Origin of the sequence: Streptococcus sp. KCJ4932 (assembly GCF_004352745.1) — a bacterium.
GTDB lineage: Bacteria > Bacillota > Bacilli > Lactobacillales > Streptococcaceae > Streptococcus > Streptococcus ruminicola.
Genome location: NZ_SJWW01000001.1, coordinates 185373 through 200880, shown reverse-complemented (window position 1 = coordinate 200880; position 15508 = coordinate 185373). Strand labels below are relative to the sequence as shown.

At 37.8% G+C, this 15508-nt stretch carries 19 protein-coding genes; 18 read left to right on the top strand and 1 reads right to left on the bottom strand.

Annotated features, from left to right (window positions below; genetic code table 11):
* The 17 genes from E0E02_RS01055 to E0E02_RS00975 all read left to right on the top strand — a co-directional run.
* A partial coding sequence (locus E0E02_RS01055) for a DNA/RNA helicase domain-containing protein (RefSeq protein ID WP_133017596.1) occupies nt 1-1252 on the top strand: 1252 nt, incomplete at its 5' end.
* Nucleotides 1253-1265: 13 nt separating this feature from the next.
* Nucleotides 1266-1580, top strand: a complete 315-nt coding sequence (gene yhbY / locus E0E02_RS01050) for a ribosome assembly RNA-binding protein YhbY (protein ID WP_039696356.1) — start codon at nt 1266-1268, stop codon at nt 1578-1580.
* 66 nt (nt 1581-1646) lie between these two features.
* Nucleotides 1647-2285: a nicotinate-nucleotide adenylyltransferase gene (locus E0E02_RS01045; protein ID WP_074602788.1), complete on the top strand. Its 639-nt coding sequence runs from the start codon at nt 1647-1649 to the stop codon at nt 2283-2285.
* Complete coding sequence (yqeK, locus tag E0E02_RS01040; protein WP_133017595.1) at nt 2275-2874, top strand: bis(5'-nucleosyl)-tetraphosphatase (symmetrical) YqeK; 600 nt, start codon at nt 2275-2277, stop codon at nt 2872-2874. The genes E0E02_RS01045 and yqeK overlap by 11 nt, the downstream gene beginning before the upstream one ends.
* Entirely contained in the window at nt 2871-3389 is a 519-nt protein-coding gene (locus tag E0E02_RS01035) for a cysteine hydrolase family protein (protein ID WP_133017594.1), read from the top strand. The genes yqeK and E0E02_RS01035 overlap by 4 nt, the downstream gene beginning before the upstream one ends.
* Nucleotides 3386-3739 carry a ribosome silencing factor gene (rsfS, locus tag E0E02_RS01030; protein ID WP_013852201.1) on the top strand — a complete coding sequence of 118 codons (354 nt, stop codon included), beginning with the start codon at nt 3386-3388 and terminating at the stop codon, nt 3737-3739. The genes E0E02_RS01035 and rsfS overlap by 4 nt, the downstream gene beginning before the upstream one ends.
* An 85-nt stretch (nt 3740-3824) precedes the next feature.
* Nucleotides 3825-4562, top strand: coding sequence for a class I SAM-dependent methyltransferase (locus E0E02_RS01025; protein ID WP_133017593.1), 738 nt, complete (start codon nt 3825-3827; stop codon nt 4560-4562).
* A gap of 27 nt (nt 4563-4589) precedes the next feature.
* The gene (locus tag E0E02_RS01020; RefSeq protein WP_133017592.1) at nt 4590-5684 is read left to right on the top strand and encodes a nucleotidyltransferase; all 1095 of its coding nucleotides are present in this window, start codon (nt 4590-4592) and stop codon (nt 5682-5684) included.
* An 85-nt stretch (nt 5685-5769) separates the two neighbouring features.
* Nucleotides 5770-6489 (top strand): MerR family transcriptional regulator, encoded by a 720-nt coding sequence (locus tag E0E02_RS01015; RefSeq protein ID WP_133017591.1) that lies wholly within the window; start codon nt 5770-5772, stop codon nt 6487-6489.
* Nucleotides 6490-6755: 266 nt separating this feature from the next.
* Entirely contained in the window at nt 6756-7472 is a 717-nt protein-coding gene (locus E0E02_RS01010; RefSeq protein ID WP_024343611.1) for a YebC/PmpR family DNA-binding transcriptional regulator, read from the top strand.
* Between the two features lie 177 nt (nt 7473-7649).
* Entirely contained in the window at nt 7650-8336 is a 687-nt protein-coding gene (locus tag E0E02_RS01005) for a gamma-glutamyl-gamma-aminobutyrate hydrolase family protein (RefSeq protein ID WP_074868404.1), read from the top strand.
* 25 nt (nt 8337-8361) lie between these two features.
* Complete coding sequence (locus E0E02_RS01000) at nt 8362-9159, top strand: transporter substrate-binding domain-containing protein (RefSeq protein ID WP_133017602.1); 798 nt, start codon at nt 8362-8364, stop codon at nt 9157-9159.
* On the top strand, nt 9156-10301 hold the full coding sequence (locus E0E02_RS00995) for an amidohydrolase (protein ID WP_133017590.1): 1146 nt from the start codon (nt 9156-9158) through the stop codon (nt 10299-10301). Before E0E02_RS01000 ends, E0E02_RS00995 begins: the two co-directional genes overlap by 4 nt.
* A gap of 105 nt (nt 10302-10406) precedes the next feature.
* The gene (locus E0E02_RS00990; protein WP_133017589.1) at nt 10407-11246 is read left to right on the top strand and encodes an amino acid ABC transporter substrate-binding protein; all 840 of its coding nucleotides are present in this window, start codon (nt 10407-10409) and stop codon (nt 11244-11246) included.
* A gap of 107 nt (nt 11247-11353) precedes the next feature.
* Nucleotides 11354-12232 (top strand): MetQ/NlpA family ABC transporter substrate-binding protein, encoded by an 879-nt coding sequence (locus tag E0E02_RS00985; RefSeq protein ID WP_074564328.1) that lies wholly within the window; start codon nt 11354-11356, stop codon nt 12230-12232.
* A 170-nt stretch (nt 12233-12402) separates the two neighbouring features.
* Nucleotides 12403-13467 carry a methionine ABC transporter ATP-binding protein gene (locus E0E02_RS00980; protein ID WP_133017588.1) on the top strand — a complete coding sequence of 355 codons (1065 nt, stop codon included), beginning with the start codon at nt 12403-12405 and terminating at the stop codon, nt 13465-13467.
* Nucleotides 13468-14160 (top strand): methionine ABC transporter permease, encoded by a 693-nt coding sequence (locus E0E02_RS00975; RefSeq protein ID WP_039696368.1) that lies wholly within the window; start codon nt 13468-13470, stop codon nt 14158-14160. It begins immediately after the preceding gene.
* 48 nt (nt 14161-14208) lie between these two features.
* On the opposite strand, the gene E0E02_RS00970 is transcribed toward E0E02_RS00975, so the two are convergent.
* On the bottom strand, nt 14209-14670 hold the full coding sequence (locus tag E0E02_RS00970; protein ID WP_133017587.1) for an Rrf2 family transcriptional regulator: 462 nt from the start codon (nt 14668-14670) through the stop codon (nt 14209-14211).
* A 175-nt stretch (nt 14671-14845) separates the two neighbouring features.
* Here E0E02_RS00970 and E0E02_RS00965 point away from each other — a divergent pair, with 175 nt between their 5' ends.
* The gene (locus tag E0E02_RS00965; RefSeq protein ID WP_133017586.1) at nt 14846-15475 is read left to right on the top strand and encodes an NAD(P)-dependent oxidoreductase; all 630 of its coding nucleotides are present in this window, start codon (nt 14846-14848) and stop codon (nt 15473-15475) included.
* Nucleotides 15476-15508 lie beyond the last annotated feature (33 nt).

The following is a 15508-nucleotide window of genomic DNA, read 5'->3' as shown; positions in this document are numbered from 1 at the left end:
TTTAAATATAGAGTATAAAAGTGAATCAACCAAAGAAAAAATGGTTGAACAGTTGAAAAAGAACTATTTTTACCTTCATTTTTTAGATGTTTCAACTAGATATTTTAGTTTTTCGTTAAAGAATAGTTTATTTATAGAGTTTTTTCCGGAAGATGGTACTGTAGTAGATTGTAGTGCTGAAGATTTATTAAATGCTTTTGAAAAACAGGATATCGAAGTAATAACACTTGAACAGGCTAATACTAAATTTGAAATAAAGAATTATCTTGTATCTCCATTCAATGATATTGAAAAGTTTATTAAATCTGAGTATTTATTGACTCCCCCTCAGTATAACTTTAAAGATGAGATTTTAAAATCTTCATCTTTATTCAGTTCTGTTAATGGAAGGCCTGGAACTGGAAAGTCATTACTTTTGTATGATTTGTGTAAAGAGTTAATAGATAAGGGAAAGAGTGTATATGTGTTACACTGTGCAAATTTAAATCAGGGTCAAGAGAGATTAAAAGCTTATGGTTATAAAATTTTGGCAATAAAAGACTATAAAAAAATTGATTTTGAAAATGCTGATTTTATTTTAGTAGATGAAAGTCAAAGAATTCGTCCTTTACAGCGTGATGAGATAATAAAGAATTCAAAACTTTATAATGTAAGAATAATTTTCTTTATGGATGGTCAACAAACACTGCACGATAATGAAGAAAAAGCTGAAAATGAAAAAATTATAAATGATTTAGTAAAAAGTACAGGAGGAAAAAAATTTAAATTAAAAGATAAATATCGCAGTAATCCTGATTTGGCAAATTTTATCAAATTATTTTTAAAATTTCCAATAGATCAGAAAAAAATAAAGAGAGTGTCAAATTATAATAATATTGTTGAAGTGAAATATTTTGATAGTAAGAATTCTGCTGAAAATTATCTAAAATCTAAGGATAATTCTCGAGTGTTATCCTATACGTGTTCTCGTTATGATAATGAACCGTTAGATTCATTGCCTAAAATAGGAGAGACATCGCATGAAGTAATTGGGCAAGAATTTGATAGTGTGACAGTAATACTGGATAGTAATTTTCACTATGAAGCTAATCTAGAAAATGATTCGATGATATTAAAGGCAGAAGGAAATAACTATTATAATCCCAAAAAAATGCTTTTCCAAAATTTGACTAGAGCTAGAAAAAAGGTTGAATTGGTTATCATAGGAAGCCAAAATATATTGTACAACCTTTCTAAAATTATTGATTTTTAAAACAAGGAGAATTATGTTAACATCAAAACAACGTGCTTTTTTGAAATCACAAGCACACTCAATGAAACCAATTGTACAAATTGGGAAAAACGGTCTTAACGACCAAATTAAAACAAGCGTCCGCAATGCATTGGATGCGCGTGAATTAATTAAAGTCACTCTTCTTCAAAATACTGATGAAGACATCCATGAAGTGGCTGAAATCTTAGAAGATGAGATTGGTTGCGATACTGTCCTTAAAATCGGACGTATCATCATTCTTTACAAAGAATCATCTAAAAAACAAAACCGTAAAATCTCACCAAAAGTAAAAGAATTGAATAAATAGTCTGTTTTTAACGGGCAATGTAGTTGAATGAGCTTGGTAGGTAATACCAAGCTCGGAGGTAGTCGTATGGCATTAGAATTAGTTACTCCATTTACTAAAGTGGAACTGGAGAAAAAAGAAAAAGATAAAAATCGTAAGCAAATTGGTATTTTGGGCGGCAATTTTAACCCTGTCCACAATGCTCATCTCGTGGTTGCTGATCAAGTCCGCCAACAATTGAGTTTGGACAAAGTTCTTCTTATGCCCGAATATGAGCCACCACATCTTGATAAAAAAGAAACGATTGATGAAAAACACCGCTTGAAAATGCTTGAGTTAGCAATTGAGGGTGTTGAAGGTCTGGATATTGAAACAATCGAATTAGAGCGTAAAGGTATCAGCTACACTTACGATACCATGAAACTTTTAATCGAAAAAAATCCGGACGTGGATTACTATTTCATTATCGGTGCTGATATGGTTGATTACCTCCCAAAATGGTACAAAATTGATGAATTGATTAAAATGGTGCAGTTTGTTGGTGTTCAACGTCCTAAATATAAGGCTGGAACATCATATCCTGTCATCTGGGTAGATGTGCCAATGATGGACATCTCATCAAGTTTAGTTCGTCATCATTTTGAAATTGGTTGTCGTCCAAACTTCTTGACGCCACCAGCTGTTATCGACTACATTGAGAAAGAAGGACTTTACCGTGACCTATGAGACATACACCGCGGGAATTGAACGTGCTGAGCTTTTAGATAAAGTATCAGCTGTTATGAGCGAGAAACGTTTTAAACATGTCCTTGGTGTGGAAAAATCAGCGATTGAACTAGCTGATCGTTATGGTTATGACACTGAAAAAGCTGGACTGGCTGGTTTGATTCATGATTATGCCAAGGAACTTTCTGACCAAGAATTTTTAGACTTGATTGATAAGTACAAGCTTGACCCCAAACTCAAAAAATGGGGCAACAATGTCTGGCATGGCATGGTTGGTATTTACAAGATTCAAGAAGACTTGGGTGTGACAGATAAGGAAATCTTGCGTAGTATTGAGACGCATACTGTTGGCTCTGGAGCCATGTCACTACTTGATAAGATTATCTATGTTGCTGATTATATCGAGCCAGGTCGCCGTTTTCCATTGGTGGAAGAAGCGCGTGTGATTGCTAAAGAATCGCTTGATAAGGCAGTGGCTTATGAAACGGTTCATACCGTTGAGCACCTTGCACACCAAGCCTTCCCAATTTTCCCACAAACCATTGAGACTTATAATGCTTATGTGGGGTATATGAGGTCTGATAAATGAAAACTGCTTTGCTAGTCGTAGATATTCAAAATGATTTGATTGAAAATGTACCTTATCAAATGCAGGAGTGCCTGTCTATTTGGCAGCAATTAATAACAAGTTGTCGTGAAAAAGGTGTTGAAGTCATCTATGTTCGACATCATGACGAAGAATTAGTTTTTGGTAGTCATGGATGGAAAATCTACGACGGTGTTGCTCCAGAAGTTGACGATAAAATTTTTGATAAGCATTATAATAGTGCTTTTAAAGAAACTCATTTACAGACTTATCTGGATAGCCAAGCTATTGAGCGGCTGATTATCATTGGCATGGCAACGAATTATTGCATTGATACGACTGTTAAGGTGGCGTTTGAACTAGGGTATCAAGTGACTATTCCAAAGAATGGAACGACTACTTTTGATAGTGATTTCCTGACAGCAAAGCAACTACAAAAACATTACGAAGCTATTTGGCATAATCGATTTGCCAAGGTAAAGACGATAGAAGAAATATTGAAAGAGGATTTATATTGACTAAAGAAGAACTTTTAGCTGTTGTTGTGAAAGCAGCTGATGAGAAACGTGCAGAAGATATGGTCGTTTTGGACCTTTACGGATTGACTAGTGTGACTGACTACTTTGTGGTCGTTAGCGCTATGAACACTCGTCAATTGGATGCTATTGCTGAAAATATCCGTGAAAAAGTTAAAGAAGCTGGTGGCGACGCTAGCCATGCTGAAGGTGATAGCCGTACTGGTTGGGTACTACTTGACCTTAACGACGTTGTTGTTCACATCTTTTCAGAAGACGAACGCGAACACTACAACATCGAAAAATTGTGGCACGAAGCACCTATGGTTGATGTGTCAGAATACCTTGCTTAATTTTGCAGCATTATCCTTATAATCTGGGGCACTTGTCTCAGATTATTTCATTCTAAGAATGATAGAAGTTTGATAGGACAAAACAATGAACAAAAACTACGAAAAATTCGCATCAGTTTACGATGCCATCATGGATGACAGCCTTTATGATAAATGGACTGATTTTTCGCTTCGCCATTTTCCAAAAGATAAGAAAAAACTCTTGGAATTAGCCTGCGGAACTGGGATTCAGTCAGTACGCTTTGCTAAAGCTGGTTTTGATGTGACAGGGCTAGATTTGAGTGAAGATATGCTTGAAATTGCTCGAAAACGCGCTAAAGTAGCTGGAGAAGACATTGAATTCAAACAAGGTAACATGCTTGATTTATCAGAAGCTGGTAAATACGACTTGGTGACTTGTTATTCAGATTCTATCTGTTATATGGCTGATGAAGTTGAGGTAGGAGATGTTTTCAAGGAAGTTTATGATTGCTTGAACGAAGATGGTGTTTTCATCTTTGATGTGCACTCAACTTATAAAACTGACACAGTCTTTCCTGGCTATTCTTACCACGAAAATGCGGAAGAATTTGCTATGGTCTGGGATACTTACGCGGACGAAGCGCCTCACTCAGTTGTCCACGAATTGACTTTCTTCTTGCAAGATGAAGACGGACGCTTCACACGCTACGACGAAGTCCACGAAGAACGCACTTACGAAGTCTTGACTTACGACATCCTCTTGGAACAAGCAGGATTCAAATCATTTAAACTCTACGCTGATTTCGAAGATAAAAAGCCACGCAAAAAATCAGAACGCTGGTTCTTTGTCTGTCAGAAGTAGGGGAGAAATTTCTCTAAGGAGCACAACATGACTATCACTGGTATCGTTGCTGAATTTAATCCTTTTCATAATGGGCATCGTTATTTGTTGTCGCAGGCTGAAGGGGTCAAGATTGTTGCCATGTCTGGGAATTTTGTGCAGCGTGGTGAGCCTGCGGTTGTGGACAAATGGACGCGCGCGGAAATGGCTCTGAAATGCGGGGCTGATTTGGTAGTTGAATTGCCATTTTTGGTGGCTGTTCAGTCAGCGGACTACTTTGCGCAGGGTGCGGTGGACATTTTAGAGCGCCTTGGTGTGGATAACTTGGCATTTGGAACGGAAGAAAATCTGGATTATCAACACTTTTCACAGATTTATGCGGATAATCAACAGAAAATGGTGGATTACTTGCAAAATTTGCCAGATAATTTGTCTTATCCACAGAAAACGCAGAAAATGTGGGAGACATTTGCTGGTGTCGACTTCACAGGTAACACGCCAAATCATATTTTAGGGCTTTCTTATGCCAAAGCTTGTGCTGGAAAATCAATCAAGCTTAGCCCAATCATGCGTCAGGGAGCTGGTTATCACTCGCTTGAGACTGATGTCGCATTTGCTTCCGCGACAAATCTGCGTATCCACAGGCAAGACAAAGTTTTTGTGGACAAATTTATGCCGCAAGCTGACCTTTTCCTAGGCGCTCCTCAAGTGACTTGGGAGAATTATTTCCAATTGCTCAAGTATCAAATCGTGACAAACCCTGATTTGACAGAGATTTTCCAGGTTAATGAAGAGTTAGCCAGCCGTATCCGCTCTGCTATTAGGAGCGTAGCGACTGTGGAAGAATTAGTGGATAAAGTCGCCACGAAACGTTACACGAAGGCTCGAATCCGCCGAATTTTGGCTTACATCTTGGTCGGAGCTGTGGAAAAGCCATTGCCAGAAGCGGTACATGTGCTTGGATTTACCGAAAAAGGGCAAAAACACCTTAAAACGGTGAAAAAGTCTGTGGATATCGTCGCTCGAATCGGTGCAAAACCGTGGGATGCGGTGACGCAACAAGCTGACCAAGTCTATCAACTTGGAAATTCACAGATTCAAGAACAAACTTGGGGAAAGGTTCCAGTGAGAATTAATAAGTAAACGTTTACAAACAAAAAACTTCATTTTTTCTCTTGACCCTAACGTAACGTTATAGCCTATACTTATCATCGAGAGGAGCTAGTACATGAAAACAGTAAAAGAGATGAGTCAGATATCAGGCATTAGCGTGCGTACCTTGCACTATTATGACCAGATTGGTCTTTTAAAACCATCCTTTATCGGAGAAAATGGCTACCGCTTTTATGATAAGCAAGCCTTTGAACACTTGCAAGAAATCCTTTTGTTTCGTGAGCTAGAATTTCCTCTTAAAAAAATAAAGGAAATCCTGTCGGACCCAAGCTATAACAAAGAAGAAGCTTTATCTGAGCAGATAAAATGGCTCGAGTTGAAAAAAGAGCATTTGGAAAAGGTTATTTCTCATGCTAAGTCCTTACAGGAAAATGGAGAAAACATGATGACATTCACAGCTTATGACAAGTCGGATTTGGAAGCTTTCCAAAAAGAAGCTAAAGAACATTGGGGAACAACGGAAGCTTATCAAGCATTTGAAAAAAATCCACAGACTGATTTTTCGGTCATTACGGAAGAAATGGCAGCGATAATGAGAGACTTTGCAAAGCTAAGAGAGCATTCTCTTTCTGATAGCAAGGTTCAAAAACAAGTTGAAACTTTACAAAGCTATATTAGTGAGCATTTTTACCCATGTGATATGGAGATTTTATCAGGTCTGGGGCAAATGTATATTGAGGATAATCGTTTCACAACTTTTATCGACAAAGCGGCAGGTCAAGGAACAGCTAGTTTTGTTAGTTCTGCTATTGCAGAATATGTCCAAAATAGATAATTTTAAAACCAAGCTTTGAGAAAATCAGCCGATTAGAATCACAAAATAAGCGCTTACATAAATAAACTAAAAACTGGGCTTTTGTTGAGCTCAGTTTTCGCTTTTAATTTTTAGGAACATTTTACACAGCCCTGTCAAAGTGCTATAATAAAAAGGATTACGAATTTAGCTTTGCTAATTCAGTAGTTCAATGATTTGGCTATTTTACTGGTCAAATCACTTAATCATGCTAAAATAAATAATAATCTTTACAAAGGAGACTACCCATGGGACGTAAGTGGGCCAATATTGTTGCCAAAAAAACTGCCAAAGATGGTGCTAACTCAAAAGTTTACGCTAAATTTGGTGTTGAAATCTATGTAGCTGCTAAAAAAGGTGAACCAGATCCAGAATCAAACTCAGCTCTTAAATTCGTACTTGAACGTGCAAAACAAGCACAAGTTCCAAAACACGTTATCGACCGCGCAATCGATAAAGCAAAAGGTAATACAGACGAAACTTTCGTTGAAGGTCGTTACGAAGGATTTGGACCAAACGGTTCAATGATCATCGTTGATACTTTGACAAGTAACGTTAACCGTACTGCTGCTAACTTGCGTACTGCATTTGGTAAAAACGGTGGTAACATGGGAGCATCTGGTTCAGTTTCTTACATGTTCGACAAAAAAGGTGTTATTGTCTTTGATGGTGACGATGCAGATAGCATTTTTGAACAATTGCTTGAAGCTGACGTTGATGTTGAAGACGTTGAAGCAGAAGACGGTGTTGTAACTGTCTACACAGCTCCAACTGACCTTCACAAAGGTATCGAAGCTTTGCGTGCTAACGGTATCGAAGAGTTCAAAGTTACTGAACTTGAAATGATTCCTCAATCAGAAGTGACACTTGAAGGTGAAGACCTTGAAACATTTGAAAAACTTGTTGACGCTCTTGAAGATGACGAAGACGTTCAAAAAGTTTACCACAACGTATCTGATTTCTAATCTGATAGTATAAAAGAAAGAGACATTCAGTCGAAAGACTGGGTGTCTTTTTTGGGTTATAGCCAAAGCCTATCTCCCTGATAAAAAATAACTATTGGTAATCTTTGGGGATTTGGTTTACAATATTTCTAACTTAGAAAGTGGCTTCTTATAATTGATAGAAAGTGGGGTGCTTGTATGGAGAAAGTTGTTGTTGGCATTTCGGGAAATATCAAAGAACTTCCAGCACGGTCTGGTTTGCCATATGATATGGTGTCAAGACGTTTATCTGACGGGGTCAAGGAAGCTGGGGGGCTTCCGATTGTTATTCCTGTTGCTAGTCCAGACTTGGCTAAAGATTACATCGACATGATTGATAAATTAATCCTATCAGGAGGTCAAAACGTAACTCCTGAATTTTATGGTGAAAGAAAATCAATTGATAGTGATGATTATAGTTTGGAACGTGATGAATTTGAATTGGCTTTGATTAAAGAAGCTTTGAAGCAAAAGAAACCAATTTTCGCAGTTTGCCGCGGTATGCAGCTGCTTAACGTTGCTTTGGGTGGCACTTTGAACCAAAAGGTTGAACACCACTGGCAAAAAGAGTTTTCAGGGACATCACAAGAAGTGGAGATTCTACCAAATAGCCGTGTTAGTAAGTTAGTTGCTAACGGTGCTTGGGTTAATTCTTTCCACCAACAAAGTGTGAAAGAGTTGGCACCGAGCTTGGTTGCGACAGCGCGTGACCCACGTGACGGCACGATTGAAGCTTATGAAAGTAAGGATGGAGCGCCTATTTTAGGCTTTCAGTGGCATCCAGAATTACTGTTAGAAAAAGCAGAAAGCCGGAAGATTTTTGACTATTTAGTACAGCAACTGTAGTTTTAGTGGAGTTTGAGGTATGAAAATGAAAAAAAGTTTATTAGGATTAACTATTTTATTAAGTGCAGGACTGACAGTTCATGTCGAGGCAGCTGATCAGAAAGCTGTCGTTGCCACAGCAGGGGATATCAAACCTTTTTCTTATCAAAATACTAAAGGTCAACTGACTGGCTATGATATTCAAGTGATTAAATCAGCTAGTAAGTATATTGATGGCTATGATATTAGTTTTAAAAAGACTGCTTGGGATTCCATTTTTGTCGGGCTCGATAGTGAAATTTACCAAGTAGCTGCTAATAATCTTTCTTATACCAAAGAACGTGCTAGTAAGTATTTGTACTCTGTTCCAATTGCTAAAAATCCGCTGGTGCTAGTCACTAAGGATGGTTCTGACATTAAGTCACTTGATGATATTGCTGGTAAGGTTACCCAAGATGATACGGGAACATCAACAGCAAAATTTGTCGATGATTGGAATAAGAAGCACAGTGATTCACCGTCAAAAATTGAATATTCCGGTGAGGACGTTACAAAACGCTTATTAGACTTGGATAGTGGAGAGTTTGATTATTTAATTTTTGATAAGATATCCGTTAACACGATTATTAAACAAAAAGCTTTGGATTTAAAAGTGATTGATTTACAAACGGATGATAACCCGAATAATTATATTATTTTTTCAAGTGACAGTGGTAAATTACAAGGAGAATTTAATAAGGCGGTTAAAAAGCTTTATGATAATGGCACTTTAGAGAAGTTGAGTAATAAATATTTGGGTGGTAGTTATTTGCCAGATTATCAAGCGGTAGAGGAGTCAAAATGACATCAGATTTTTATGCTAAATTAGCCGCGGTTCGTCGTAGAATTCATGCACATCCAGAAATCTCGGAGAATGAATTTGAGACGACTGCTTTTTTGAAGGATTATATTTCAAAGTTAGGCATTCGTATTCTTGAGACAGATTTGCCGACGGGATTTATTGCGGAGATTGGGCAAGGAGAGCCTGTTATTGCTCTTCGTGCAGATATTGATGCTCTTCCTATCAAAGAGAAGAATACCTTTGATTATGCAAGCAAGAATGGTGCTATGCACGCCTGTGGGCATGATTTCCACCAGACAAGTCTTCTTGGTGCTGCTGAGATTTTAAAAGCAAAAGAAGAGCAGCTAAAAGGAACTGTGCGCTTGATTTTTCAGCCAGCTGAAGAAGTGTCAGTTGGTGCGTATCAAGTGATTGAAAATGGCGGTCTTAAGGATGTTTCAGCTATTATCGGCTACCATAATTATCCTCATTTGAAACCTGGAGAAATCGGGCTTCGCTCAAAAGCTATCATGGCAGCGGTCGATAAGTTTAAAGTCACTGTTAGTGGTGTGAGCGGGCATGCTGCGCGTCCAGATTTTGGGACAGATACGGTCTTAGCCATTACAACTATTGTCAATAATCTTCAGGCGATTGTCAGCCGTACGGTATCGCCTTTTGAGCCTGCAGTCTTGTCAGTGACACACATTGATGTGGGCAGCGCGTGGAATGTCATGCCAGAATCAGGTTATTTTGAAGGGACAATGCGCTCATTTTCTGCGGAGACACGTCAGCATTTGCGTGAGTCATTTACTAAAATTATCGAAAATACAGCTGACCAATTTGCGGCTCAAGTATCGATTGAATGGGGCAAAACGCCGACATTAACTTTTAATGATGAGGTTTTGACATCTCTTATTTTTGAGCATTCAAAAACATTTGCTGAAGTTGTAACGGTTGAACCTCTGACCATTGGTGAGGACTTTGCGGCTTATCAAGAGAAAATTCCAGGTGTTTTTGCTTTGATTGGAAGTAATGGCGATGAAAATGCGGCAGGGCTTCACCAAGATACTTTTACGGTCAAAGACGAAGCACTCAAAACAGCCGTGCAGTATTTTGTTGAGAATGCTCTTTATTTGCTAGATTATTTTGCAAAGGGAAAAGACTAGCTGGGTGATAAGATTTCTTTATCGCGGTGATAGAATTTAAGTATTTGTTAAGAAGTCGCTTGGATGTTAAGATGTAAGCAACTCTTAAAGAAGGTAGGAAACGATATGACGATTATGAAAAAAATGCTAGGAATAACAGGACTAGCTCTCGTCTCAGCAACGCTTCTTGCAGCTTGCTCATCAAAGTCATCATCAGATGCATCATCTGATAAGAAAGAGCTGACTTTTGCGACAGTTGGAACGACAGCACCTTTCTCTTACGAAGAATCAGGTAAACTAACTGGTTATGATATCGAGGTGGCAAAAGCTGTCTTCAAAGATTCTGATAAGTACAAAGTGACTTTCAAGAAGACAGAGTGGTCATCTATTTTCACAGGACTTGATTCTGGGAAATATCAGCTTGGCGGCAACAATATCAGTTATACCAAAGAACGTTCAGCAAAATACCTTTATTCTTATCCAATCGGGTCAACACCATCAGTTTTGGTAGTGCCAAAAGACTCAGATATTGCTTCATACGATGATATTGCAGGACATTCAACACAAGTGGTTCAAGGAACAACAACAGCAGCACAGCTTGAAAAATTTAACACTGAGAATAATAGCAAACCTGTTGACCTCAACTACACTAACGAAAACATTACCCAAGTTTTGACAAATCTGAATGATGGTAAGTTTGATTTCAAGATTTTTGATGCTCCTACGGTAAATACCATTATTAAAAATCAAAAATTGAATAATTTGAAAACTATCGAGTTGAAATCTGATGAACAACCATTCATTTATTTCATTCTTGGGCAAGATCAAAAAGATTTGCAAAGCTTTGTTAATAAACGTTTGAAGACCTTGCAAAAGGATGGGACTTTGTCAAACTTGGCACAGAAATATCTTGGCGGAGATTATGTCCCAAACGCGAAAGACTTGACGGTTCCATCAGAAAAATAATTTAGTTATAGTTTAAAACTATAACTAAACCTTGATTTTAACAATTTGAAACCTATAACTAATTAGGTTAGAATGAAATCACGAGTTAAAGGAGAGAGGAAATAGATATGAAATTAAAAAAATTACTTGGATTGGCTAGCGTAGCTCTTGCCTCAACACTTTTATTGGCAGCATGTGGTGGTTCAAAATCAGCTTCAAATGATTCAAAACTTAAAGTTGGTATCATGACTTTGGATGATGCAACTGAACCACTTTGGGATAAAGTCAAAGAATTGGCTAAAGACAAAGGCGTGGAAATCGAGTTGGTTGAGTTCACTGATTACAACCAACCAAACGAAGCTCTTCAAAATGGTGAAGTTGACGTCAATGCCTTCCAACACAAATATTTTTTGAACAACTGGAACTCTGAAAACAAAGGAACTTTGGTAGAAGCCGCTGACACACTTCTTAGCCCAATCCGTATCTTCTCAGGTACAGAAAATGGCAAAGCTAAATACACTGATGTCAAAGATATTCCTAACAAAGCAACTATCTCAGTTCCAAATGATGCTTCAAACGAAAGCCGTGCTCTTTACCTTCTTCAATCAGCAGGTTTGATTAAATTGGACGTTAATGGTGACGAACTTGCAACAATCAAAAACATTTCATCAAATCCTAAAGATTTAGATATCAAAGAAGTTGATGCTGCACAAACGGCTTCAACATTGTCATCAGTCGATGCTGCTATCGTTAACAACTCTTACGCTCAAGCAGCAAAAGTTGATTACAAAACAACACTTTACAAAGAAGCAGTTGACAAAAACTCAGATCAATGGGTCAACGTTATTGCAGCTCAAAAAGATTGGAAGAAATCTGACAAAGCTAAAGCTATCAAGACTTTGATTTCAGTTTACCAAACTGACGAAGTTGGTAAAGTCATCCAAGATGCTTCAAATAACGTTGATATCCCAGCATGGAAGGGTGCAAAAGTTTCTTCTAAAGACTAAAGGATTTTATTGAAGATTTAGAGCTGGCGTGTGTGAAACACGCCATTCTCTATTTTTAAAAACAACAGAATATGGTAGAATATGATGTTGGAAAGTTTTGAAAATTGTTTTAAAATGATAGAATTGATAAAACAATAAGTGAGTAAATCTTGAGGAGTTGAGTAAGAGTTATGACAAAACCGATTATTAATTTAGAGCATATCGATATTACTTTTCGCCAGAAAAAACGTGTGATTGAAGCGGTAAAAGATGTTTCAATTGCGATTAATAAAGGCGATATTTATGGAATTGTTGGGTATTCTGGTGCCGGAAAATCAACTTTGGTACGTACGATTAATTTGTTACAAGCCCCAACATCAGGAAAAATCACAATTGGTGATGATGTGACATTTGCGGATGGAAAAGTTCAATTAAAAGGAGCTGCCCTTCGTCAAAAACGTCAAAAAATTGGGATGATTTTCCAACACTTTAATTTGATGGCACAAAAAACAGCGCGCCAAAATGTAGCATTTGCTCTTCGTCATTCAAAATTAAGCAAAGAAGAAAAAGATCAAAAAGTTGCTGAATTGTTGGAATTGGTAGGTCTAGCCGATCGAGCTGAAAACTATCCATCACAATTATCAGGTGGTCAAAAACAACGTGTGGCGATTGCGCGTGCGCTTGCTAATGACCCAGAAATTTTGATTTCTGATGAATCAACATCAGCTCTTGACCCAAAAACAACCAAACAAATTTTGGCACTATTGCAAGAATTGAACCAAAAACTTGGTTTGACAGTGGTTATGATTACTCACGAAATGCAAATTGTGAAAGATATCTGCCACCGTGTCGCTGTGATGCAAAATGGTCGCTTGATTGAAGAAGGATCAGTTCTAGACATCTTCTCAAATCCTAAAGAACCATTAACACAAGAATTTATTAAAACAGCAACTGGTATTGAAGATGCCTTGGTTAAAATTGAAAAACAAGCTATTGTACAAAATCTGCCAAAAGATGATTTGCTTGTTCAATTGAAGTATGCTGGAACATCAACTGATGAACCAATTCTTAACCAAATCTACAAACAATTCGAAGTTACAGCTAATATTCTTTACGGAAATATTGAAATTCTTGATGATACACCAGTTGGTGAGATGATTGTTGTCTTGTCTGGTGAAGCCTTTGCACTGGCGGGTGCGCAAGAAGCTATTGTTGCTGCTGGAATCGAATTAACAGTATTGAAACGAGGTGCCTAAATGATTGAATGGATTTCTACAAATATGCCTGATGTTTACCGCATTGGCTGGGAAGGGACAAATTCTTGGTCAGATGCCTTTTCAGCGACTATTTACATGACAGGTTGGTCTTTTGTTATTGGTGGCCTTTTAGGACTTGTTATGGGCTTGTTTTTGGTTCTAACAGGACCAAATGGCGTTTTGAGCAATCGTTTTGGTTTTAAAGTTTTGGATATTTTCACGTCAATTGTGCGTGCTATTCCATTTATCATCTTGCTTGCGATTTTAAAAGGTTTCACTTATGCTCTTGTTGGAACTAACCTTGGTAAAACAGCGGCTTTGATTCCACTGTCTGCGGCAACATTTGCCTTCTATGCTCGTCAAGTCCAAGTAGTCTTTTCTGAAATGGACAAGGGAGTTATCGAAGCGGCACAAGCTTCAGGTGCGACACTTTGGGATATCGTCAAGATTTACCTTAGCGAAGGTTTGCCAGAATTGATTCGTGTGTCAACTGTGACTCTTATCTCACTCATCGGTGAAACAGCAATGGCTGGTGCCATCGGTGCTGGTGGTCTTGGTTATATTGCTATTTACTACGGATACAACCGTTCAGCAACGGATGTCACAATTATCGCGACACTATGTATTTTAGTTCTTGTCTTTATCATCCAATTTGTCGGTGATTTCTTAACTAAAAAACTTAGTCATAAATAAATCTAAAAAAGAGGCTCACATTTGTGAGTCTCTTTTTAGATTAACTTTTTAAGGTTTTTCAGGGAGATTTTTGAAATCTATTTTTTCTAATTGCTGGTCCATATCCTCAATAAGGGTGGCCAAGTTAACGGCTTTTAGGGATGCTTGGAAAGTTTCCTGAATTTTGTCAATGCGTGGTTGAAGAACTGAATTAACCACACGACCAACAGGACAGTTTGGGTTCGTGTCATCACTAGCTTTGAAAATGGGTTTATTTTTGTCTTCGACGGCTTGGAAGATATCCCAAAGTGTTAGTTCTTCAGGTTTCTTTGTTAAATGAGCTCCACCAACACCAGCTTCGACTTTGACTAAGTCAGCTTTTTGCAATTTTCCTAGTAAGTTTCGCACAATAACAGGGTTAGTCTGGATACTTTTAGCTAGAAAAGTAGAAGTTACTTTTGCTTCATTTTCAAAATGATAAATGGCTAACAGAATATGAACGGAAGTGGCTAATCGTGTTGAATAGGGCATTTTTTCTCCTTATGGGAATTTAGTTAAGCTCATTATAGCATATTTGAGTTGTCATTAAAAAAGTTACAACTTTTTGTTGTAACTCTTGACATTACATCGATATAAAGGTATATTAAAAGCGTAGTTGTAACAAAAGGCGTTACAACAAAAAAATAATTTTTTCGGAGGAATTCTTATGGAAATTGCAGTCGTTGCCGCAAATGGTAAAGCAGGTCGATTAATTGTTGAAGAAGCTCTTAATCGTGGCCATGATGTCACAGCAGTTGTTCGTAGTTCAAATAAATCAAAAGCTCAAAAAGTTATTGAAAAGGACTTGTTTGACTTAACAAAAGAAGATTTGGCAGGGTTTGATGTTGTGGTTGATGCTGTTGGATATTGGAAAGAAGATCAGCTTCATCTTCACAGCGATTCGCAAAAACATTTGGCTGATTTGCTTTCAGGTACTGACACACGTTTGATGATTGTCGGTGGTGCAGGAAGTCTTTATGTTAACCCAGAGCACACGGTGCAATTGGTTGACACACCAGAAGTTCCAGAAGCTTTTAGACCACTTGCTAGTGCTCAACGTCAGTCTTTAGCAGAAATCCGTGAACGTCATGATGTCAAATGGACTTTCATCAGTCCAGCCATTGATTTCCAAGCAGATGGTAAACGTACAGGAGAATACATTCTTGCTGGTGAAGAATTGACATTCAATGACAAGGGTGAAAGTGCTATTAGCTATGCGGATTATGCTCTTGGATTTGTTGATGAGATTGAAAATGCCAAACACATTCAAGAACGTATTAGTTTACTTGGAAAATAAACAACAAAAAAGCCAACCCTCGTTATGAAGGTT